Genomic DNA, 21,467 nt, shown 5'->3' with positions numbered 1-21,467 from the left:
GCTGCGCAACAAACATGCCATGAGGGGCAGGAACGTTGACACGATCTGGATGAACGCGCGCCTTCTGACGATGATGCAGGGCGCCGGGCACGGGGCCGTCATCGCCGATGGGATGATCGCCTGTCATCAAGGCCGGATCGTCTATGCTGGTCCTGCCGATGCCGCGCCCGATCTCGGCTCTGCCCGATTCGTGGACTGCGGCGGTCGGTGGATCACGCCGGGATTGATCGATTGCCACACCCATCTCGTTCACTGCGGCAATCGTGCGCACGAATTCGAGGCGCGGCTGGCGGGTGCTTCTTACGAGGAGATCGCGCGGGCGGGCGGCGGCATCGCTTCGACGGTCGCGGCAACCCGCGCCGCGAGCGAGGTCGAGCTCGAGGCGCAGGCGCTCGTCCGACTCGATGCGCTTCTTGCCGAGGGCGTGACCACGGTCGAGATCAAGTCGGGCTACGGGCTCGACCTCGGGACCGAGCGCAAGCTGCTGCGCACGGCGACCGCTCTGGGCGTCCAGCGGGCCGTAAGCGTGACCCGGACCTTCCTCGGCGCGCACGCCCTGCCGCCCGAGCATGCCGACAAGGACGCCTATATCGACCATCTTTGCGACACCATGCTGCCCGTTCTGGCGCAGGAAGGTCTGGTCGATGCGGTCGACGGCTTCTGCGATACGATCGCCTTTTCCCCGGCGCAGATCGAGCGGGTCTTCGCTGCCGCGCGGCGGCTTGGCCTGCCCGTCAAGCTTCACGCCGAACAGTTGAGCAACAGCCACGGCGCAGCCCTTGCCGCCCGGCAGGGCGCGCTTTCGGCCGATCATCTCGAATACCTCGACGCTGCTGGGATCGCCGCTATGGCGGCGGCGGAAACGGTCGCGGTGCTGCTTCCGGGCGCGTTCTACTTCACCCGCGAGACGCAGGTCCCGCCGATCGCCGCCTTGCGCCGTGCGGGCGTGCCGATGGCGATCGCCACCGATTGCAATCCTGGCACCTCGCCGCTCACCTCGCTGTTGCTGGCCATGAATATGGCCGCGACCCTGTTCCGGCTGACCGTGGCGGAATGTCTTGCGGGGGTCACTCGTGAAGCCGCCCGCGCGCTCGGAATGCTGGACAGGATCGGCACGCTCGAGCCGGGCAAGTGGTGCGACCTTGCGATCTGGGACGTCGAGCGTCCGGCGGAGCTGGTCTACGCCATGAGCGGCAACCCGCTCCATGCACGCATATGGAGAGGTCAGGACACATGATCGTATTGTCACCCGGCAAGACCGGCTTTGCCGATTGGCGGGCTATTTATGAAGGGGCCGCAGCCAGGCTCGACGACAGCGCGAGAGGCCCAGTCAAGGCGTCTGCCGATGCGGTCGCGGCCATTCTCGCGCGGGGCGAGCCGGTTTACGGGATTAACACCGGCTTCGGCAAACTCGCCAGCATCGGCATCGCCCCGGACGAACTCGCCGCCTTGCAATTCAAGATCGTGGTCAGCCATGCGGCGGGCGTCGGCGCGGCGCTACCAAAGGATATCACGCGGCTGATGATGGCGCTGAAGCTCGCCAGCCTCGGCCATGGCGTGTCGGGCGTCCGCCTGGACACGATCGCGATGATCGAGGCGATGCTCGCGCATGACATCGTGCCGGTCGTGCCTGCCAAGGGATCGGTCGGCGCCTCGGGCGATCTGGCGCCGCTGGCGCACATGGCCTGCGCGATGATCGGGGTGGGCGAGGTCCACGGCGGGAAATGCGCAGCCCAAGCCCTCGCCGAGGCAGGGCTGACCCCGCTCGTGCTCGGGCCGAAGGAGGGTCTGGCACTGCTCAACGGCACCCAGTTCTCGAACGCCTGCGCGCTGGCCGGACTGTTCGCGGCCGAGCGGCTGTTCCAGGCGGCGATCGTCACCGGTGCCCTTGCGACCGATGGCGCCAAGGGCACCGACGCGCCCTTCGATCCGCGCATCCACACGGTGCGGGGCCACCGCGGCCAGATCGAGGTTGCGGCCAACTTGCGCCGGCTGCTCGGCGGTAGCGCCATCCGCGAATCGCATCGGCTTGGCGATGCACGGGTCCAGGATCCCTATTGCCTGAGGTGCCAGCCGCAGGTGATGGGTGCGGTGCTCGATATTCTGCGGCAGGCGGCAACCACGCTGCTGGTCGAGGCCAACGGCGTTTCGGACAATCCGCTGGTCTTCGCCGACACACTCGAAGCGCTGTCGGGCGGGAATTTCCATGCCGAGCCGGTCGCTTTTGCTGCCGACATGATCGCGCTGGCCGTCTGCGAGGTCGGCAGCCTGTCCGAACGCCGCATCGCGATGCTGGTCGATCCCGCGCTTTCGGGCCTCCCCGCCTTCCTCACGCCTGCGCCGGGTCTGAATTCGGGCTTCATGATCCCGCAGGTGACGGCGGCCGCGCTGGTATCCGAGAACAAGCAGCGCGCCCATCCGGCCAGCGTCGACTCGATCCCGACCTCGGCCAATCAGGAGGACCACGTCTCGATGGCTGCACACGGCGCCCGGCGCCTGCTGCCGATGATCGAGAACGCCATGAACGTCGTGGCAATCGAGCTGCTGGCCGCCGCGCAGGCGTGCGATTTCCACGCCCCGCTGCCCTCGAGCGTCGCGCTCGAGCGGGCGAAGGCGATGCTGCGCGGGAAAGTACCTAAGCTCGGCGAGGACCGGTTGATGGCCCCCGACATCGCCGAAGCCTGCGCTCTCGTGCGCAGCGGGGCGCTGGTGCAGGCAAGCGGGGTCGATCTCCCCGCGATCGCGGCATGAGCTTCGCCCTGACTCCCGGCAAGGCGCCGCTGATCCTGTCGATGCCGCATGTAGGCCTTGCTCTGCCGGAGCGGTGGCGGGCGGGGCTGATCGATCCGGCCGCCGCGACAGCGGATGCCGACTACTGGATCGACGAGGCCTATGCCTTCGCCCGGTCGCTCGGCGTCACCATCGTCAGGGCCGCGCTGCCGCGGGTGGTGATCGACCTCAACCGCCCGCCCGACGGTGCCTCGCTCTACCCGGGGCAGGCGACGACCGGGCTGGTGCCGCTCGAGAGCTTCGACGGGGTACCGCTGTACCATCCCGGCGCGGAGCCCGGCCCCGCTTCGATCGGCGACCGGCTGCGGGAGGTGCACAAGCCCTACCACGATGCGCTCGCGGCCGAGATCGCCCGGCTGCGCGGGATGCACGAGCGCATCGTGCTGCTCGATTGCCATTCGATCCGCAGCCACGTGCCGCGCCTGTTCGAGGGCGAACTGCCGATCCTCAACCTCGGCACCCATAATGGGCGCAGCTGCGCGCGCGAACTCGAGCGGCGGCTCGCCGCGCTGTGCGCCGCATCCGGGCTGAGCCATGTCGTCAATGGCCGCTTCAAGGGCGGCTGGATCACGCGGCACTACGGACGGCCGGAAAGCGGCGTTCATGCCGTGCAACTGGAACTCGCCCAGCGCGCCTACATGGCCGAACCCGGCGGGCCCTACGATCCGGTCCGCGCCGCGCCCCTCACCCGAACCCTCGACCAACTACTCGCCGCGATGATCGCTTGGGCACAGGAGCAAGCATGACCGATCTTCCCAACAACCGCATCGTCCGCGCGCCGACCGGCACCGAGATGACCGCCAAGCACTGGACGACCGAAGCCGCCATGCGGATGCTGATGAACAATCTCGATCCGGGCGTTGCCGAAAGGCCGGGAGATCTCGTCGTCTATGGGGGTATCGGCAAGGCCGCGCGCGACTGGAACAGTTTCGACCGCATCGTCGAGACACTCCGCAAGCTGGAGGAGGACCAGACACTGCTCGTCCAGTCGGGCAAGCCGGTGGGCGTGTTCCGCACCCATGCCGATGCGCCGCGCGTGCTGATCGCCAATTCGAATCTGGTGCCGCGCTGGGCGACTTGGGACCACTTCAACGCGCTCGATAGGGCGGGCCTGATGATGTATGGCCAGATGACGGCCGGCAGCTGGATCTACATCGGTAGCCAGGGCATCGTGCAGGGCACCTACGAAACCTTCGTCGAGGCAGGGCGCCAGCACTATGGCGGCAGCCTCAGGGGCCGATGGATCCTCACCGCCGGGCTTGGTGGCATGGGCGGTGCGCAGCCGCTCGCGGCGACCATGGCGGGCGCATCGTGCCTTGCCGTCGAGTGCCAGCCCAGCCGGATCGAGATGCGGCTCAAGACCGGTTACGTCGATGCGCAGGCCAGCAGCCTCGATGAAGCTCTGGCGATGATTGATGCCGCCCATGCGCAGGGGAAGGCCCTGTCCGTCGGGCTCCTCGGCAATGCCGTCGATGTCTACGAGGAGATCGTCGTCCGGGACATTCGCCCCGACATCGTCACCGATCAGACTAGCGCGCACGATCCAGTCAACGGCTATCTTCCTTCCGGCTGGACGCTGGAGCAATGGGAAGCGAAGAAGGCCAGCGACCCCAAGGCGGTCGAGGCTGCCGCGCGAGCTTCGATGGCGCGCCATGTCCGCGCCATGCTCGCCCTGTGGCGCAGGGGCGTGCCGACCCTCGATTATGGCAACAACATCCGCCAGGTGGCGAAAGACGAGGGCGTGGCGGATGCCTTCGACTTTCCCGGATTCGTGCCTGCCTACATTCGACCGCTGTTCTGTCGCGGCATCGGTCCGTTCCGCTGGGCGGCGCTTTCCGGCGATCCGGAGGACATCTACCGGACCGACGCCAGGGTGAAGGAGCTGCTGCCTGATGACAAGCATCTCCACAACTGGCTCGATATGGCGCGCGAACGCATCCGGTTTCAGGGCCTGCCTTCGAGGATCTGCTGGGTGGGTCTGGGCGACCGCCACCGGTTGGGTCTCGCCTTCAACGCGATGGTGGGGAGCGGCGAACTGAAGGCGCCTGTCGTCATCGGCCGCGACCATCTGGATTCGGGTTCGGTCGCCAGCCCGAACCGGGAGACCGAGGCGATGCGCGACGGCTCAGACGCGGTGTCGGACTGGCCACTGCTCAACGCCCTGCTTAACACCGCCTCGGGCGCGACCTGGGTGTCGCTCCACCATGGCGGCGGGGTCGGCATGGGCTTCTCCCAGCACGCGGGCATGGTGATCGTCGCGGACGGCACCGAGGCCGCGGCCCGGCGGCTGGCGCGTGTGCTGTGGAACGATCCCGCCAGCGGCGTCATGCGCCATGCCGACGCGGGCTATGACATCGCGCTGGCCTGCGCACGGGAAAAGGGGCTCGATCTGCCTGCCATACTTCCGCTGTGATGTTGTTCAGAGGCTGACTTATGTCCGCCTTGCTCCGTGACCTCGTTGAGATCAAACGTCGTGTTCTGTGGTTGGCGGAATGATAATCAATTAAGCGTTGGGCGTTTCAGTACAATCGAGAGGATATCGGAAATGGCAAAAGAATCGCTACCGATCATTGACATGTCTGGCCTTCAGGTGCCCGGCCGCTCGGCAGAGGCCATGGCGGTGGCCGAGGCGGTCTATCGTGCCTGCGTCGAAGTCGGCTTCTTCTACGTCAAGGGTCATGGGATCGATCAGGTCATCATCGACGATGCGCTTGATGTCATGTCGGAATTCTTTCACCAACCGCTTGATTGCAAGCGGCGTTACGCGGTGAATCGGAACCATCGCGGGTTCCACGCCATCGGCGGCGCGGTGATGCCGGGGGCGGCTCATGCCGATTACAAGGAGTTCTTCCAAATCGGGCTCGAGCTGGCCGAAGACGATCCGGACGTTCTGGCAGGCGAAGCCTTGCGCGGTCCCAACCAGTGGCCCGACCAGCCTGCCGATTTTCGCCGGGCGATGTCGGCGTACTTCGACGCCGTGGGCGCGTGCGGCCGGCAGTTGCTGGGGGCTGTCGCGCTCGCGTTCGATCTGCCCCGCGATTTCTTCGCGCCGCGCTACACGAAGCCGCTGCAGCGCACACAGGGGCTTTACTACCCCAAACGGCGCGACGGGGGCCCGGCGGACGAATTCGGCCTTGCGCCGCACACGGACTACGGCTGCCTGACCTTTCTGTATCAGCAGCCCTTGCGCCCCGGGGAGGACACGACCGGCGGCCTCGAAGTCCAGACTTTCGATGGCGACTGGATCAGGGTTCCGGCCATTCCGGGCACCTTCGTCATCAATGTCGGCGATCTCCTTCAACGCTGGACCAACGACGTGTTCCGCTCGACCTGGCATCGCGTCATCAGTCGCAATCACGGCGAGCGTTTGTCGATCGCGACGTTCTTCGATCCGGACTTCAAGGCCGCGATCGACGCTCGCGATCTGTTCACCGAACCCGCATTCGTGCCCAAGTACGCGCCCACGACGTCGGGCGGCCACATTCTCGGGCGGATTGCCGAGTCGTTCGACTATCGCCAGGAACTGAACGTGTGACAGCCCGTGTGCCTTGCAATTTTGAGCTGGCTTGAGATCGAAGCCTTCTGGACCGATCGAAGGCGATCATGATGCCAATCGGTTCGCCAAGCAGCACCGTCCCACAGGACTGATCCGAACAGGTTCGAGGACCCCAAAGAACAGCGCGGTCAGCTACGGCGCAAAGCGCGGCGGCGCGACAGGCAAGTGGCTTCACTCTCTGCCGATGGCGTTTTGCAATGACATTCCCTCCGGGCAAAGGGCACTGTCGGGAGGCTTGGAATGCTATCCCCCGGACCCACTTGGCCTGTCGCTAGAAATGCCAACCGATTGCAATATCATCGCGTCGCATCGCCGCTTTTGCGTTGGGGGGTCCGTCTGCGACGCTGTGTGTCTTGCAGCGGACAAGGATGTAGCGCGATCGACCGGATAGCTTCACCTGCACAGACGATGGGAGGCGGCGATCAAGCGCGCCTCACCGTCGTCGTGATCCTCGGCGCCATCGCGATCCTGGCCGCCATCGGGTATAGTCTTCCCTCCATCCTGTTGCAGCCAACCAAGGCCGATCTCGGTATGACCGATACCGAGATCGGACTGATCAACGGGCTGGCCATCACGATCGTTGCTGCGGTTGCCGCCTTTCCGATCGGCTGGGCGGCCGACCGGTTCGGGCGCCGGCGCGTGCTGGCGCTGTCGATCCTGACCTGGTCGGTCTTCGTGGGGGTCATGGCGTTTTCGGGATCGGTCCTCACCTTCGCGATCGGTGCGGTCGGCTTCAACCTGGGGGATGCCGCCCTCTTGCCGCTGATCTACGGCATTCTGGCCACCACCTATCATGGCAAGCAGCGCGATACGGCGAACGCCATGCTCGTGTCGCTGCTGCTGGTGGGCTCCTTCGGGGTCTACGCCATGGGCGGAGGCATGCTGGAATTCTTCGCGCGCAACCCGCTGTTCGGACTCGCGCCGTGGAGGCTCACCTGCCTGACGGTGGCGGTGGCGGGCCCGCTTGCGGCTGCGCTGCTGCTATGGGTGCCGGACCGGCGCGCGCCATTGCCGCCTCCGCCCGGCACGAGCGCGCCTGTCGCCGACGCTGAGACCTTCCTTGCCTATCTCCGGTGCAACGGCGGGTTTCTGTTCCTGCTGATGGCGGGAAGTTCATTGTACTTCACCGCCTTCACGGTCTTCATGTTCTGGGCGCCGGCGGTGCTGGAACGCGCCTTCGGCATGCCGGCGAGCGAGGCGAGTTCCGCGCTGGGACTTTATCTGACCCTCGCCAGCATTGCAGCGATTGCACTGACATTTGCGGTTCTCCCGCGGTTTACCGCCCGGTGGACCCATTCGGCCCCGCTGATCATGGTGATTGTCGGATGCATGATCGCGCTGGTGCCGGCGTTCGGGTTTCTGGTCGTGACTTCCGCCGCTCAGTTTCTGATCGCGGCCTCGGCCATTGCATTCGGGATGAGCGTTGCGATGATGCTCGCTCCCGGGCTCATGCAGTCCTGCGCGCCCGACCGGTTCCGCAGCCGGACAATCGCTCTGTTCCCCCTTTTTGCTGGCCTGATGCGGATCGCCCAGCCCGCACTGGTCGGGTGGCTGTCGACCTATTTCGGGGAAACTGGCGATGTGCTCCTGACGATCCTTGCAGTGCTGATGATCGTGTCCTTCGGTGCGAGCGTCGTGATCCTGACGTTGTTGTCAGGACGCTATTCGAGGCTCGCGCAGCAGAACGCGGATTGATCCGCCCCGAACCCTCGGACCATTTATCAGCTTGCCGGGATTGTCAGGCCGTTCAGGCAGACGTGCTCGATGCCGATCAGCCGGGCCGCCTTGTTTGCAAGTATCTGCGCCGGATGATCCCCAAAGCGGTCAATCCACATTTCTACTGCCATGGTTTCCTGATGGATTGTGACGGTCATCTGAGGAGCCGGGAGATCAAGCTGCGCCAACAGGCCCAGAATGCGGCACAGCAGGCCCGAGCTTGCCTCGCCATTGACCACAAGCCATGTCGTATCGGTCACGCGGCACCTGCAGCCTGTGGAAGTGTAGCGAGCCCGGCAATGCGTTCGCGGGCAAGCGCATTCGCTGCCCGGTGCGGAGGCACGGCTAGCGCACATGCGAGATCGAGCACCTCTCCCAGCCTCGCGCCCGTCTGGCGTACGCGGCTTTCCGCTTCCTGTGCGCTCCAGCCGAGATATTCAGCAGCCACATTGATGATGCCGCCAGCATTCACGACATAATCGGGTGCATAGAGCACGCCGCAATCAGCCAGCCGGTCGCCGTCCTCATCGGTTGCCAGAATATTGTTTGCAGCGCCGCACACGATCCGGGCGCGCAGAAGCTTTACGGATTTCGCGTCGATTACCCCCCCAAGGGCGCAAGGCGCAAAAATGTCGCACCGGGCCGAGATGATTTCATCAGGGGCGACCACTGCGGCGCCGAACCGTGCGGCAACATGATCGGCGAAATTCGCGCGCATATCGGCTACAACGAGCCGCGCGCCCTCTTCGTGCAGCAGCGCGCACAGGTGCGAGCCGACATTGCCAAGGCCTTGGACGGCGACCGTCAACCCTTTGAGCGACGAGCATCCGTGGCGCCGCGCTGCCTCGCGCATCGACAGAAGTGTGCCGAGCGCCGTCCATGGTGAGGGATCACCGCCCGGCATGCCAACTTTCGGCTCCAGCCCCGCCACAAAGGGGCAATGCTCGCTCACCGTGTGCATGTCGGCCACCGTCGTGCCGACATCTTCCGCCGTCACGTAATCACCGCCGAGCTTCGCGACCGCGCGCCCGAAGGCCGCGAAGAGCCGCTGGCGGTCGAACTGTCCTTCGGGGAGGCGCAAAACCGCCTTGCCCCCGCCCAGCGGCAGGTCAGCCAAGGCATTCTTGTATGCCATGCCTTCAGCCAAGCGCATCGCGTCGCGGGTGGCCGCGCTAACCTCATCATAGCGCCATAACCGGCAGCCACCCGCTGCCGGGCCAAGCCGGGTCGAATGCAACACGATTACACCGTCGAGCCCGCTGGCCTCGTCATGAAGGCGATGGACGGATTGGGGTGTGGCTGGTGAAGTCGAAAAGTTCATGAGGGTGGTATCCGGTGTATGGTGCGAGGATGTTTCTCACGAACCACGAGGAAGTGCTTGCCTAACTTGGGTCAGGATTGCGCATTTGTCGGCAAGATTGACCGGATATAGACGTCATCGAGGTCAAACCATGTCACTGATCGATTCCACCGCGACTTATGCCTGCTGCATCATGCAGGGCAGGGCAGTGCCGACCATCAACTTGCGGGTCGATTACCTGAGGCCGGCAGGCGGCGAGGAAATGATGGCGACTGCGATCGTCCGCCGCGCCGGGCGAACGGTTAGTGTAGTCGATGTCGATGTTATTGCAGGGGGCAAGCTTGTCGCCATAGGGCGAGCCGATCTCGCCACGCCTGCTCAGGAGAATAATTGATGCGCCGCACCATCACCCATATCGGCGATCATGCCCTGTCGCCTTCATCGCTGATGATGAGCTACGGATTTGATCCCAAGCTTTCCGAAGGCGCGATCAAATGTCCCGTGTTCCAGAGCTCGACCTTCGTCTTTGAAAGCGCGGCGTCGGGCAAGAGCGTGATGCAACTCGCCTATGGCCTACGCGAACGCGGTGTCGCCGAGGATCCCGGGCTGATCTATTCGCGGATCAACAATCCTGCGCTGGAAATCCTCGAAGATCGGCTGGCGCTGTGGGATAGTGCGGAACGCGCGCTGGTGTTCGCCAGCGGCATGGCGGCGATCTCCACCACCATCCTCAGCATGGCGCGGCCCGGCGACGCCATCGTCTACACTGCGCCGGTCTATGGCGGCACCGATTTCCTGTTCGAAAAGCTGCTGCCGCAGTTCGGCATCCGCTGCTACCCGGTGTCGGGCGATTTGTCGGCGGCGAGCATGCAGGCCTCGGTCGAGGCGGCGCGCGCAGGGCTTGGCACGAACGGCAGGCTCGCAGCGATCTATGCCGAGACGCCTGCCAATCCGACCAACCGGCTGATCGACCTCGCCATGCTGGCCGACCTGGCACGCGGGATGGAGGCTCAACCCGGCGGGCGGCCGCGGCTGGTGGTGGACAACACCATGCTCGGCCCCTTGTGGCAGAAGCCGCTGGCGCACGGCGCGGATATCGCGATCTATTCGCTGACCAAATATGTCGGTGGCCATAGCGATCTGATCGCCGGGTCGTGTGTCGGCAGCGACGCCGATCTCGCCGCCATTTCGGGCTTCCGCACAATCCTTGGCACCATGACCGATCCGCACACCGCATGGCTGCTGATGCGCAGTCTCGAAACCCTGTCGCTGCGGATGCGCCAGTCCGAAGCAAGCGCGTGGAAGGTGGCAGAAGCACTGCGCCACCATCCGAAAGTCGAGCAGGTGGGCTTCCTCGGCTTTGTCGATCCGGACAGCGAACAGGGCCGGATCTACGCCCGTCAATGCACCGGTGCAGGCTCGACCTTCTCGGTGATCCTGTGCGGCGGCGAGGCCGAGGCGTTCCGATTCCTCGATTCCTTGAAGCTGATCAAGCTGGCCGTCAGCCTTGGCGGGACGGAGAGCCTTGCCTCCTATCCGGCTGGCATGACCCATGTCGACGTCGCGCCCGAAATGCAGAAGGCCTATGGTATCGCCGACAATCTCGTGCGGCTTTCGATCGGGGTCGAGGAACCCGAGGACCTGATCGCCGATTGCCTCCAGGCGCTCGATCAGGTGTGAGACCGCGCCGGGGTCAGGCGGGCACGAAGGTGATCGCCATGCCACCGGCGAAGGGCGCAGCGACATGGATCGTTTCGCCCGCACGCGTGCTCGGCACACCGCCATCGCGTAGCGCGAGGCGGCAGCGCTCCTGCGATTCCACGGTGATTGTGTAGGCAGCCCCGCGCACGTTGCAGCCGTCTTGCAGCGGTTGCGCGCCGGGCAGTTTTTCAGCAGCGGCGGCGGGAGACAGCAGCTCGAAGAACTCGCCGCGCGGGGTGTGGAAGGCGACGCGCTCGGGCGAGGACAGCGCGGGCTCTCCCCCCAGCATCGCCGCATAATAGGCGATATCGGCCTGCGGATCTTGCGCAACGTAACTCATGCCGATCACCCGCTGCGCGGTATTGGGATGGCAGGTATAGCCCGGCATCCAGATGGTTTCGGGCCGGGCGTGATCCGAAATGAATAGCGACCCCGTCAGATGCGCGTGGTTGAAGCAGTACATCGAGCGGCTGGCGGTCTGGTCCCAGCCGCCGCCGATCTGGCGCACCTTGCGGTACGCGTTGAGGATCTGCTCCGGTGCCATGCCCATTTTGATCAGACGCTCGCGATCATCCTCCAGCCGGGCGGAGGTGAACGAGGTTTGCCAATAGACGTACTCGCCAATCGCCTGCCATGGGCCCATCATCGTGCTGATCTGTTCGGTGCGGCTGAACGCGATGTCACCGATCAATTCGAGATACGTGTGCTGGAACTGGACTATGGCGTTCGAAGTGCCGATCTCGACATGCTCCATCGTCGGCATCACCCGGAAGCCCAGCCGTTGGTACATTGCCGCGCCGGTTTCGATATCGCCGACCACGCTGACGAAATGATCGAGCGAGCGCCGGGTGAGGGCGCTTCCGGCATCGGCTGCTGCCTGTTGGCTGTCGACGGTCATGTATGGTCCTCGATCCTGCGCGCGCCTCGGTAGCGGGCGCGTTCCCTCTGCAATCTTTCATCCTTTCCTGAGAAAACCATTCGCGATCCGACGCCGGACAAGCGCAATGCGACCAAATTGGCGCGGGCATTCAGCAGAAAATCGTCGCTGAACTGGCCGTGGCTTGGGAAGCAGAAGCCTGACTATCGGATTCCGAAGGATTGGCTGTGGGACGGGCTAGCTTCTCTGGACAGCACCTCCCGACCACAGGCAGCTTGATCGATAGAACGTGCAAGCACGAGCGCGGCGCGGCTGCGGCATGCAGTGCGCACCCTTGGAGAGCAGCAACCATGACCAACACAACCTTCATCAAGGCGACCCCTGCCGAGGCGCAATTCACCGATGCAATCGCCGTCATCGCGGGCGGCTTCGCGCCCGGGGCGACGGTGCGCCTGTCATCGGAACTAGTCGATGATGCGGGCGTGAAATGGGTCGCATACGGCGACTTCGTGGCCGATGCGAACGGCATGATCGATCTGGCCACTGCGCCTTCGGAGGAGGGGACCTTCACGGGAATCAATCCGGCCGGCCTGTTCTGGTCGCTGCAACCCGAAAGCGGGACCGACCGGCGCTTCATGATCGACGCCGACAACAAAAATCACATGCTCGGCCAGCCTTTGTTCGACCCGCTGGCCCCGCAGACCTTCACCTTGCGCGCCTGCCTTGAAGGCGATGCGGTAGCCGAAGCCAGCCTGACCCTCAACAAGCTTGCCGAGGGCATCGAGGTCATCGAAGTCCGCGACGGGCGCCTGCGCGGCAAGGCCTTCCGCCAGAAGGACCGGTCGAAATCGCGCGGCGCGATCATGAGCCTGACGGGATCGGGCGGCGGGGTCGAGATGGGCTACGCCCCGGCGCTCGCTTCGATCGGTTACGATGTCTTCAGCCTCGCCTATTTCGCCTATGAGGACCTCAGTGAATTTCTCTACGCCATCCCGCTCGAATATTTCGAGGAAGGCTTCGAATGGATGAAGCGCGAATTCGGCGCCACCAGGATGGCTGTGCAGGGCGCCTCGCGCGGGGGTGAACTCAGCGTCGTCCTTGCCGCCTATTTGCCGCACTATGTATCCGGTGCGATCCCGATCGTGCCGATGTATGCTGCTTCTGCCGGGTGGAACCACAAGACCGGCGAGACCGGGCCGAGTTGGACCTACAAGGGGGCCGAGATCCCCTACGGCAAGACGCTCGATACCATGTCGATGGAGGAGATGAAGCGTATTGGTGAGGAATTGCCAAACGGCTTTCCGGCCGCCCCCGGCTATAAGATTGACATGGAGCAGGACTATGTCCGCCGGGATTGCGCGATCCCGATCGAGAACGCCGCCGGGCCGTTGCTGATGATTTCAGGGCTGGATGACGCGATGTGGCCGTGTGCGTGGGGGTCGGATCTGATTGTCAACCGCCTCCGCGCCAAGGGCTACGCGCATCACTACGAACATCTCGCCCTGCGCGAAACGGGGCACATCACGCCGCTGCCCAACGTGGTCACAACCTTTGCGCCTGCGCTTTACCACACGCTGGCTGAGGTATTTCTCGCCTGTGGCGGCACAGCGGAAGGCGCCGGGCGCAGCGCACTCATTATGTGGAACGCGATGCAGGCTCATTACGAGCGCGTTTTCGGGGGGTGATGGCGATGCTGAGGGCCCGATCATCATGAACCGGCACATCGCGCCTGTCGCCTTCGTCGGCGTGGGAATCGCCGATGTCGAGACCGGAGAGACCTTGCCTAACCGCACCGTGATTGTTCGCGGCGACCGGATTGTCGCGGTCGGCCCGGCTGACGAGGTGTCCGTGCCTCCGGGTGCCCAGATCGTTCAGGGAGCGGGTCGCACGGTGATCCCGGGCCTGTGCGACATGCATGTCCACATCGCTCCGCACGCGGCAGGTCACGACTTCGACGAAGCCGAAGCGATGCGGCGCGCGCGCGAATATGTGCTGGTGTTTCTTGCGAGCGGCGTGACGACGATCCGCAACATGGCCGGCACGCCCCTGCATCTGACGCTGCGGCGGGAAGTGGCTGAGGGCAGGACGATAGGCCCACGCATCCTGACCTGCGGGCCGATTCTCGAGACGCGCTTCACCTTTCCCGAAATGGCGGAGTTCGGGGTGCTGGTGACAACACCCGAGGACGCGCGCCGGGCGGTGACCGAACAAAAGCGTGCGGGCTTCGATTTCATCAAGGTCTACAACGATATTGACGCCGCCATCTATGACGAGATCATCGCCGCCGCGCGCGAGGTCGGCATTCCCGTGGTTGGCCATGTCGCCTATCAAAAGGGGCTCGAAGGGGCGCTCGCAGCACGGCAGGCTTCGATCGAACACCTGCGCTCGTATGACTTCGCCGCCGACACCCGGCCGCCGAGCGAGATCGATGGCGCCCGCTTCGTCGGCTGGCTGCATACGACGCCCCGGCGCATCGAGGAACTGGCCGAAAGGACCGCCGCAGCCGGTGTCTGGAACGCGCCGACCATGGCGGTCGAGCGCGGCATCCGGACCGATGAGGAGGTGGCACAACCGATCGAACCCTTGCCTGCGGCACTTCCGCACTGGCTTGCGGCCGAGTTGGAGGCGAGTGTGCTGGAAAGCCTGTTCTCGTCCGTCCAGCGTGCCGTTCTGGCGGAGGGTCGGGCGGCCCGCGGCGCGATGGTTGCCGCGCTGGACCGCGTCGGCGCAGGCCTTCTGGCAGGCACCGATTGCCCCGGCTGCCGCCTCGTTCCCGGTCGATCGCTGATCCGGGAGCTGGAGTTGATGGTGGAAGCGGGGCTGTCCCCGTGGCGCGCCTTGCGGACGGCTACGATCAACGCGGCCACCTTCCTCGGCGAGCCGGGCGCCGGCCAGATCAAGGCTGGGTGCAGGGCAGACATGCTGCTGCTCGATGGGAACCCGTTCGATGACATCGCGGCGCTGCACAGGCAGGCCGGCGTCATCGCGAACGGCCAATGGATCGCCTCGGGCGAAATCGAACGAAGGCTGCTGTCCAGCTGATCGACCATTCATGAAATCGCGGGGAGACACGACATGAGCTGCAACCACGACCATCCGGCACCGGCGCTCGCCTGTCCTTGCCCGACCCACGCCTTCTTGCGCCTGGGCATGATGATGGCGGGCCAGCAGGCCGCGCCCGACCCCAACGTTCCGCCGCCGAGCTATTCGAACGAAACCGCGACCGAGCCGAGCCGCTATGCCGATGGCGATGACAGCCGCACGCGTGACCTGTTCCGCACGGTGGAAGCCGGCCGGGCGCTGGTTATCTCGGGCGCGAGCGTCCTGCCGATGACCGGCACCGAAATCCTTCCCGATCATGACGTAATCATCGTCGACGGCGTGATCCGCTCGGTGCAGCCCAAAGGGCAGGCCTTGCCCGAAGGCGCCGTCACAATCGATGCGGCGGGCCAGTATCTCATGCCCGGCCTGACCGACATCCACCAGCACCCGCCTGTCGCACCGATCATGCTGCATCTGGCCGGAGCCGTGGCGCCCGGTGGTGACCCGGATGAATTCACGCTCCCCTATGATCTGGCGATGTTCCAGTATCTTGCCTCAGGCATCACCCGCATTCAGGTCATGGCCGGCACGGTCGAGGAACTGGCGATGAGGCAGGCGATCCGGGCGGGCCGCTATCGCGGGCCTTCGATGCGCGTGGGCATGCTGGTCGACGGATCGCCGCCGATGCAGTCGCCGATCTTCAGCCTGATCATCAATGACCGCGAAGGGGGCCGCATGGCCGCGCGCCACATCTTCGAGAGCGGGTACGATTTCATCAAGCCCTACACGATCCTCAACCGCGAAGCCTACACCGGGCTGGTGGAGGAAGGCCTTGCGCTTGGGATGGAGATCATGGGGCATATCCCGCGGGCCGTGGGCCCGGACGATGCCTTTGCCATGGGCCAGACCGGGGTTGCCCATGTGTTCGAATATTTCTGGAACGAAAGCGATCCTGACCGCAGCAGCGCGCAGGTCCGGGGCCGCCGCGTCCGTGCGAGCGCCGAGCACGGCGTGAGCGTGCAGACCACTCTGGTGGCGGCCCGGATGCTTGAATACGACACCGGCTGGAACACCGAAGGGGTGTCCTTCGACGAGATGTACGATCCCCTGATCCGCAAGGTGATGCGCGAGGATTCGCCCTTCATCCAGTGGTTCCGCAGCGATCCCTTCCTCCAGCCGAGCGGCAGGGACGCATTGGCCCTGTCGGTTGCGACTTGTCAGGAACTAGTGGCGGTCGGAGTGCCGATCCTGCCGGGGACGGATTGTGTTCCGTCCAGCATCACCGGGGAGCACTCGATCCATCATGAACTGCGGATGTTTGTCGAACAGGTCGGGATGACCCGGCTCGATACGTTGCGGGCCGCAACGATCGATTCTGCGCGCTATCAGGGCGAAGCGGATGTGGCGGGGACTATCGAGGCGGCTAAGCGCGCCGATCTCCTGCTGCTCGACACAAATCCGCTCGACGATATCGGCGCGACCCGCAGCATCGACACCGTCATTCTGGGCGATGCGATCCTCGACCGGCAATCGCGCGAGAAAGGCCTGGCGCGGCTCAAGGCGACCTATGACGCCATGCCCGTTCCCGACTGAGAGAGCACAAGCCGGACATCACACCAGCGGTTCGAGCGCCGCTTTCAGGCGCTCGAAATCCTCCGCCTCGTGGTCGGCGAAGGCCGCGATCCGCAGGGCACCTTCCGCGCCGGCGCCGACATAGGTCGAATAGATCACGAAGATCCCTTGTGCCCAGAGTGCCTGCTGGATCGCGCGCATCCCGGCGGCATCGCCGTGAACAAAGGCCGCGACGGGCGAAGAGTTCTCCTCGACCGCGAGGCCGCATGATCGCAGCATGCCCCTCAAGCAATTACTGTTCGCACGCAGCCGCTCCAGGACTTCTGGATTGGCGCGGACATAGGCGAGGCTGGCCGCCGTCATCGCGGCCCCTGCCGACATGCCCGAGACCGCACCGCGCGCGATCGGCGTTTGCCACAAGCGGGCGATCGCGGCGGCCGATCCCACCGTCATCCCGCCATAGGCGCAGAATGCCTTGGCCATCGAGCCGCCTCTGAGCACCCTGTCTCCCGACAAGCCCGCCACTTCGCAAGCGCCTTGCCCCGTCGGTCCGAGTGCGCCGAATGAATGGGACTCGTCCACCAGCAGCCAGCCGCCGTGGGGATCGATCAGGCGCTGGTATTCTGCAAGCGGCGGGGAGGTGCCGAAGGTGGCGAACATCCCGTCGGTCGCGACCAGCGGGCGCTTGCCTTCTGCCGTGAGCCTGTCCAGCACCCGCGCGAGGTCCTGAGCGTCACGGTGGGCGAAGGTGGCGATCGGGCGCTGCGCCATGCGCGCGCCCTCCACGAGGTTGTAATGCCCGCTCTCGTCGATCACCGCGACGTCATAATCATCGGCCAGCGCGGTCATCGCCATCGGACCGAACAGGTAGCCGGTGGCGTAATAGATCGCGCCCTCAGTGCCGAAGAATTCGCGGGCGGCGTCCTCTGCTGCGAGGTTCGCCGCGAGCACGAAATTGTAGTGGCGCGGCAATTGCCCGGTCGAACCCATCTGTTCGATCGCCCGGACGCCCGCCGTCACCAGTTCTGGCTGCGCCGACAGGCCGAGATAGCACGACCCGCCGAAGTTCAGGATCGGCCGCCCGTCGATAACCATCCGGGCGGCACTGGGGGACTCCAGTCGATGCGGCGCGGTCATTTACCGCGCCGGTCAGTAAGAGAATGCGACCGATACGCCGAAGGTGCGCGGCTGGATCGTTGTCACTTCCTCCCCGGCAAAAAACGCCCGGGTCAGAATCGGGCGTTCATCGAGCAGGTTGGTCGCGAATATGCCCAGATCCACCGCGCCCAGCGTGATCCCCGCGCGCAGGTCGAGCTTGCTGTAATCGCCGTTCTCAAGCGGCTGGCCACCAAACGGCACCAGCTGATCGTCATATGGGCCATAGTAAAGGTAGTCGACGCTGACGAAGCCGTCATTGTCGCCGATGGTGAAGTTTTGCTGGAGGCTGGTGCTCACGGTGAATTCGGGCGAACCGGGAAGCCTTGTGCCGACCGGAGCGACCGCCGCATTGCTCCGGGTGAGCTCGCCGTTGATATAGCCGAAATTCGCGCGGAAGATCGTGTCCGGCGTAAGGTAGGCGGTGGATTCGAGTTCCAGACCCATGATCCGGGCGTCGCCGGCATTGTCGATGAAAGTGAAACCCGTGCTCGCGGTTCGTGTCAGCTGGATGTCCGACCAGTCGATATAATAGGCGGCGGCGTTCAGGATGAAGCGGCCATCGGCCCAGCTCGTCTTGGCGCCGATCTCGTAGTTCCACAGGTTGTCCGAGCCGAAGAACACTGGCACGATGTCAGCCGGGGTGGTCACGATCGGGACATTGACCTGGCCAAGCCGAAAACCGCGACTGGCCTGCACATAAACCGAGCCATCACCGTATTCGTAATTGAGCGCGACGCGCGGGCTGAAGTCGTCCTCCTGCGCTTCGACGACAAGGATGCTAGTCGCAGGATTAGTGAAGAAACCGAAAGTGTTGAAATCGATATTGGTGGTGTAGTCGGTGTAGCGCCCGCCCACAGTCAGGTTCAGATCGGCAGTGAGATCATAGCCGACCTCGCCAAAAACGGCATAAGTCTCGTATTCGTATGACAATGTGCCGTTGAACAGCGGGCCAAAATTGGCATCGTCGAGCGCGAAGGTCTCGGCATAGTCTTCTTTGGAGTAGTATCCGCCTATCAGCCATTTGAACGGCCCGTTACCGCTCGAGACAAGGCGCAACTCCTGAGCGAAGACCTTGGCTGGGGCCAAGGTGTTGGACGTCAGTGGGTTCGGCGGCCCCGAAAGGTTGAAGAAGCTGGTGGTGATGTCCTGCGAGGTGAACGTCTCGCGATCAAAATAGGACGTGGAACTCACCAGATTAGCGCCGCCGAAATCATAATCGATGACCAGCGCGCCAAGCAGGAATTCGTCACTTTGCGCGCCGCCCACGACGAGTGGGCGGGTCTTCAGATCACCTACGGTCGTCGGGCAAAGGTGTCGAACCCATCCGCAGTCAGCTTCTGATAGTAACCCGTAAGGTCGATGGTGAGTGCGTCGGTCGGGCGGAAACGGAACGCGAGGCGCCCGCCATAGGTATCGCCGCTGTTGATGTTTGTCTCGCCGGTCGAGGGATCATCGATATAGCCGCCGGCGCGCTTGTAATAGCCGGTTGCTTCCATACCCAGTACATCCTCCACCAGCGGTGTCGAAATCGAGGCGCTGGCGAGATAGTTGATGCCTCCGTTCTCGATCGCGGCGGCGGAGAAGCGGCCACTCACCCGTGTTTCGGTGAGCGAGGGACGGCGGGTCTGAATCTTGATCGTCCCGCCCAGCGAAGATGCGCCGTAAAGCGTGCTGTTCGGCCCCTTGATCACGTTGATCTGTTCGACGCCGAACACAGAATAATCGAGGTTGATCGCGCCCTGTGACAGCGTGAGCAGCGTGTCGTCGAGCATCAGCGCGACCGGCTGCTGGGTCAGGAAGCTGCTGGTGCCATCGGTCACCCCCCGGATCGAGATCGAATTGCCGAAGACGTTGCCCGCGGGGTTGAATTGTACACCGGGAATGCCGGGCAAATAGTCGCCGAAGCCGGCAGCGTTGGTACGGGCGAGTTCGTCCGCCCCGATCACGGTCACGGCAATGGGGACTTCAAGAATGGTTTCTGCCCGCTTGGTCGCCGTCACGATGATTTCATTGCCGCGCGGCGTTTCGGATTGGTTCGGACCATCAGGCTGTTCATCACGTTGCATCGCGGCGCTGGCCTCTGCCGCGATCGCCTCGGTTCCGGCCAAGGCCGGTGCGCCGATGCTGGCAACAATCGCGATGATCGCGGTGGACGTCGTGCGGGCGTAGTTTCGCATGGTGAACCCCTTTGGCCGTGATCGGACTGACACCGGCGATGGCCACATTCCCATGGCCAAACCAGCGACTTTCCCCTGATCACGAAGCATTTCACGCAGGCGTCACAATACAAAGCAGGCGGGCTCAGATCGGTCGCTTTCCACAATTCAGGCGTCCTGTGGCGACACCGGCTCGCCCTTATGCCCTCAATCCTCGCCCTTGGCAGCGGCGGCGCGGCGTCCTTGCCTGGGAGAATGGCCATAGAACTTGCGGAAAGCATGAGTAAAGCTGGCTGGAAACTCGTAACCCACTGCATAGGCGATCTCGGCAATGGTGAGGTCGCCCTTGGCCAGCAATTCGCTCGCTCTTTCCATTCGCAGCCGCTTGGTGAATTCGTGGACCGTCATCCCATAAACGGTCTTGAAAAGCGCCTTCAGCTTGGTCTGGTTGACCCCGACACGGCGTGCGAGCGCAGGGATTGCAGGCGGACTGCGATAGTTCTCGATCAAGATGTCGCGCGCTTCGTCGATGCGCCGCAGATCGCGTACCGATGATTTCATCGTCAGCATCGGGCTGTTTTTCTGGAGCGCAAGATCGGCAAGGATGGTGCAAGCGATCTCGCGCCCTTTGCTATCCAGATAGGCGCTGTATAACTCACGTGAGAATCTGTTTCCGGCGTTGAGAATATCGTTCGCACCGCGCAGGATATCCGGGCCGAGCGTCGTAACGCTGCCCCTAGTTCGCGATGCCGCTTCCCGAAAAACGTGATCGACCGGCGGCGGCACGCGTTCAGGCGGGATGGCGAGCTGTTCAGTAAAGAAACGCGGATCTCAATTCAGCACCACTAGTCGGAATGGTATGCCGCCTGCCAGCTCATAATCGCTGCTGACGTTTTCCGGGTAAGATTCCAGGAACGCTCCGGTTCCCTCCAGTGTGATCTGCGCGGAGAGCTGGTGCAATCGGCCACTCAGAAGAATGCGTGCCTTGGCCAGCCGGTCCTCTGCAACGCGCATGACCCGTGTGTCCTTGTAGCGGCCACTTGCCGTCATGATGCACATGAACGGCGAAGTGCGCGTAATCTGCCATGAACCTTCACCTACATCGCCGGGGATGTGGATTCTCACGCCGAGTAATGGGCGTCCGGACAGCGCAAGTTTATCGACCAGATCGAACTGGGACGACATCGCAGCCATCGACCCGTCCAGCGCCTCGTAGGGCAAAAGCAGCCATTCCGCGCCCGAGCCATCGGTTTCGATCTGAGGTTGCGATCGTGGCATCAGCGCACCGCTTGTTTGCAGCGCATCGAAAACATCGCCCATCGGAAGGCAAACTGTTTCAATCGGAATCGTACGCTGCGAATTGTTGCGTCCTTTCGAAATCGGGTCCCAATAGAAATCCGCATCGGGCGCGCCAAGTGTCGGGCAAAGCGCAAGATGATGCAAGACCGGCACCGAAGGCCAAAAACCGTGTCTTCGTCCACTGCGGCGAACCGGGGCTATACAAGGAGAGTAGGGATGGCACGCCATACCCCCTCGCAGAGGCTGGTTTTACCATCCCTCTCGCCGAACCGGACGTGCGGCTTTCACCGCATCCGGCTC

The 21,467-nt window shown here is 64.1% G+C and carries 19 protein-coding genes; 11 read left to right on the top strand and 8 right to left on the bottom strand.

The features are described from left to right. The first annotated feature begins 19 nt into the window (after positions 1-19). The 6 genes from hutI to DFR51_RS17965 all read left to right on the top strand — a co-directional run bounded on the left by hutI (position 20) and on the right by DFR51_RS17965 (position 8,041). Positions 20-1,237 carry an imidazolonepropionase gene (gene hutI, locus DFR51_RS17990; RefSeq protein ID WP_121053656.1) on the top strand — a complete coding sequence of 406 codons (1,218 nt, stop codon included), beginning with the start codon at positions 20-22 and terminating at the stop codon, positions 1,235-1,237. Beyond that, the gene (gene hutH, locus DFR51_RS17985) at positions 1,234-2,751 is read left to right on the top strand and encodes a histidine ammonia-lyase (protein ID WP_207790693.1); all 1,518 of its coding nucleotides are present in this window, start codon (positions 1,234-1,236) and stop codon (positions 2,749-2,751) included. Before hutI ends, hutH begins: the two co-directional genes overlap by 4 nt. Then, positions 2,748-3,536 carry an N-formylglutamate deformylase gene (gene hutG / locus DFR51_RS17980; protein WP_121053653.1) on the top strand — a complete coding sequence of 263 codons (789 nt, stop codon included), beginning with the start codon at positions 2,748-2,750 and terminating at the stop codon, positions 3,534-3,536. Before hutH ends, hutG begins: the two co-directional genes overlap by 4 nt. Beyond that, positions 3,533-5,203 (top strand): urocanate hydratase, encoded by a 1,671-nt coding sequence (gene hutU / locus DFR51_RS17975; protein ID WP_121053651.1) that lies wholly within the window; start codon positions 3,533-3,535, stop codon positions 5,201-5,203. Before hutG ends, hutU begins: the two co-directional genes overlap by 4 nt. Before the next feature lie 132 nt (positions 5,204-5,335). Beyond that, complete coding sequence (locus tag DFR51_RS17970) at positions 5,336-6,325, top strand: isopenicillin N synthase family dioxygenase (RefSeq protein WP_121053649.1); 990 nt, start codon at positions 5,336-5,338, stop codon at positions 6,323-6,325. A gap of 429 nt (positions 6,326-6,754) precedes the next feature. Continuing rightward, a complete protein-coding gene (locus DFR51_RS17965; protein WP_170151813.1) occupies positions 6,755-8,041 on the top strand; it encodes an MFS transporter in 1,287 nt (428 codons plus the stop codon). Positions 8,042-8,067: 26 nt separating this feature from the next. Here the strand turns inward: DFR51_RS17965 and DFR51_RS17960 are convergent, their stop codons facing one another. After that, entirely contained in the window at positions 8,068-8,322 is a 255-nt protein-coding gene (locus DFR51_RS17960; protein WP_121053645.1) for a hypothetical protein, read from the bottom strand. Beyond that, positions 8,319-9,383, bottom strand: a complete 1,065-nt coding sequence (locus DFR51_RS17955) for a Glu/Leu/Phe/Val family dehydrogenase (protein WP_121053643.1) — start codon at positions 9,381-9,383, stop codon at positions 8,319-8,321. Before DFR51_RS17955 ends, DFR51_RS17960 begins: the two co-directional genes overlap by 4 nt. On the opposite strand from DFR51_RS17955, the gene DFR51_RS19535 reads away from it, so the two are divergent. Continuing rightward, positions 9,382-9,756: a PaaI family thioesterase gene (locus tag DFR51_RS19535; RefSeq protein WP_121053641.1), complete on the top strand. Its 375-nt coding sequence runs from the start codon at positions 9,382-9,384 to the stop codon at positions 9,754-9,756. The two genes, DFR51_RS17955 and DFR51_RS19535, sit on opposite strands and share 2 nt — an antisense overlap. Further along, a complete protein-coding gene (locus DFR51_RS17945) occupies positions 9,756-11,042 on the top strand; it encodes a cystathionine gamma-synthase family protein (protein WP_121053639.1) in 1,287 nt (428 codons plus the stop codon). The genes DFR51_RS19535 and DFR51_RS17945 overlap by 1 nt, the downstream gene beginning before the upstream one ends. 13 nt (positions 11,043-11,055) lie before the next feature. Here DFR51_RS17945 and DFR51_RS17940 read toward each other — a convergent pair whose 3' ends face one another. Then, complete coding sequence (locus tag DFR51_RS17940) at positions 11,056-11,961, bottom strand: VOC family protein (RefSeq protein ID WP_121053637.1); 906 nt, start codon at positions 11,959-11,961, stop codon at positions 11,056-11,058. 329 nt (positions 11,962-12,290) lie between these two features. Between DFR51_RS17940 and DFR51_RS17935 the strand changes: the two genes are divergently transcribed. The 3 genes from DFR51_RS17935 to DFR51_RS17925 all read left to right on the top strand — a co-directional run bounded on the left by DFR51_RS17935 (position 12,291) and on the right by DFR51_RS17925 (position 16,575). Then, positions 12,291-13,625 carry an acyl-CoA thioesterase/bile acid-CoA:amino acid N-acyltransferase family protein gene (locus tag DFR51_RS17935; protein ID WP_121053635.1) on the top strand — a complete coding sequence of 445 codons (1,335 nt, stop codon included), beginning with the start codon at positions 12,291-12,293 and terminating at the stop codon, positions 13,623-13,625. 61 nt (positions 13,626-13,686) lie between these two features. Next, on the top strand, positions 13,687-14,982 hold the full coding sequence (locus tag DFR51_RS17930) for an amidohydrolase family protein (RefSeq protein ID WP_170151812.1): 1,296 nt from the start codon (positions 13,687-13,689) through the stop codon (positions 14,980-14,982). Between the two features lie 33 nt (positions 14,983-15,015). Beyond that, the gene (locus DFR51_RS17925) at positions 15,016-16,575 is read left to right on the top strand and encodes an amidohydrolase family protein (protein ID WP_121053632.1); all 1,560 of its coding nucleotides are present in this window, start codon (positions 15,016-15,018) and stop codon (positions 16,573-16,575) included. A gap of 18 nt (positions 16,576-16,593) precedes the next feature. On the opposite strand, the gene DFR51_RS17920 is transcribed toward DFR51_RS17925, so the two are convergent. The 5 genes from DFR51_RS17920 to DFR51_RS17900 all read right to left on the bottom strand — a co-directional run bounded on the left by DFR51_RS17920 (position 16,594) and on the right by DFR51_RS17900 (position 21,188). Beyond that, entirely contained in the window at positions 16,594-17,691 is a 1,098-nt protein-coding gene (locus tag DFR51_RS17920) for an aminotransferase class I/II-fold pyridoxal phosphate-dependent enzyme (protein ID WP_121053630.1), read from the bottom strand. Between the two features lie 12 nt (positions 17,692-17,703). Beyond that, positions 17,704-18,978 (bottom strand): TonB-dependent receptor, encoded by a 1,275-nt coding sequence (locus tag DFR51_RS17915; RefSeq protein WP_170151811.1) that lies wholly within the window; start codon positions 18,976-18,978, stop codon positions 17,704-17,706. Between the two features lie 26 nt (positions 18,979-19,004). Beyond that, positions 19,005-19,889: a TonB-dependent receptor plug domain-containing protein gene (locus DFR51_RS17910; RefSeq protein ID WP_170151810.1), complete on the bottom strand. Its 885-nt coding sequence runs from the start codon at positions 19,887-19,889 to the stop codon at positions 19,005-19,007. Between the two features lie 186 nt (positions 19,890-20,075). Next, entirely contained in the window at positions 20,076-20,654 is a 579-nt protein-coding gene (locus DFR51_RS19455; RefSeq protein WP_121053624.1) for a helix-turn-helix domain-containing protein, read from the bottom strand. A gap of 45 nt (positions 20,655-20,699) precedes the next feature. Further along, on the bottom strand, positions 20,700-21,188 hold the full coding sequence (locus tag DFR51_RS17900; RefSeq protein WP_147423404.1) for a hypothetical protein: 489 nt from the start codon (positions 21,186-21,188) through the stop codon (positions 20,700-20,702). Positions 21,189-21,467 lie beyond the last annotated feature (279 nt).

Source organism: Sphingosinicella microcystinivorans (assembly GCF_003634215.1).
Classification (GTDB): Bacteria; Pseudomonadota; Alphaproteobacteria; order Sphingomonadales; family Sphingomonadaceae; genus Sphingosinicella; species Sphingosinicella microcystinivorans.
The sequence above is the reverse complement of the archived record's forward strand: the minus strand, read 5'-3'. Positions and strand labels throughout refer to the sequence as shown.

Bases quoted from the DNA above. Each gene is read 5' to 3' on its own strand.
- DFR51_RS17955 (WP_121053643.1), bottom strand. From the start codon at position 9,383: ATGAACTTTTCGACTTCACCAGCCACACCCCAATCCGTCCATCGCCTT.
- DFR51_RS17935 (WP_121053635.1), top strand. From the start codon at position 12,291: ATGACCAACACAACCTTCATCAAGGCGACCCCTGCCGAGGCGCAATTC.
- DFR51_RS17910 (WP_170151810.1), bottom strand. From the start codon at position 19,889: ATGCGAAACTACGCCCGCACGACGTCCACCGCGATCATCGCGATTGTT.
- DFR51_RS19535 (WP_121053641.1), top strand. From the start codon at position 9,382: ATGAGGGTGGTATCCGGTGTATGGTGCGAGGATGTTTCTCACGAACCA.
- DFR51_RS17920 (WP_121053630.1), bottom strand. From the start codon at position 17,691: ATGACCGCGCCGCATCGACTGGAGTCCCCCAGTGCCGCCCGGATGGTT.
- DFR51_RS17945 (WP_121053639.1), top strand. From the start codon at position 9,756: ATGCGCCGCACCATCACCCATATCGGCGATCATGCCCTGTCGCCTTCA.
- DFR51_RS17970 (WP_121053649.1), top strand. From the start codon at position 5,336: ATGGCAAAAGAATCGCTACCGATCATTGACATGTCTGGCCTTCAGGTG.
- hutG (WP_121053653.1), top strand. From the start codon at position 2,748: ATGAGCTTCGCCCTGACTCCCGGCAAGGCGCCGCTGATCCTGTCGATG.
- DFR51_RS17965 (WP_170151813.1), top strand. From the start codon at position 6,755: ATGGGAGGCGGCGATCAAGCGCGCCTCACCGTCGTCGTGATCCTCGGC.
- DFR51_RS17940 (WP_121053637.1), bottom strand. From the start codon at position 11,961: ATGACCGTCGACAGCCAACAGGCAGCAGCCGATGCCGGAAGCGCCCTC.
- DFR51_RS17900 (WP_147423404.1), bottom strand. From the start codon at position 21,188: ATGGGCGATGTTTTCGATGCGCTGCAAACAAGCGGTGCGCTGATGCCA.
- hutH (WP_207790693.1), top strand. From the start codon at position 1,234: ATGATCGTATTGTCACCCGGCAAGACCGGCTTTGCCGATTGGCGGGCT.
- hutI (WP_121053656.1), top strand. From the start codon at position 20: ATGAGGGGCAGGAACGTTGACACGATCTGGATGAACGCGCGCCTTCTG.
- DFR51_RS17925 (WP_121053632.1), top strand. From the start codon at position 15,016: ATGAGCTGCAACCACGACCATCCGGCACCGGCGCTCGCCTGTCCTTGC.
- hutU (WP_121053651.1), top strand. From the start codon at position 3,533: ATGACCGATCTTCCCAACAACCGCATCGTCCGCGCGCCGACCGGCACC.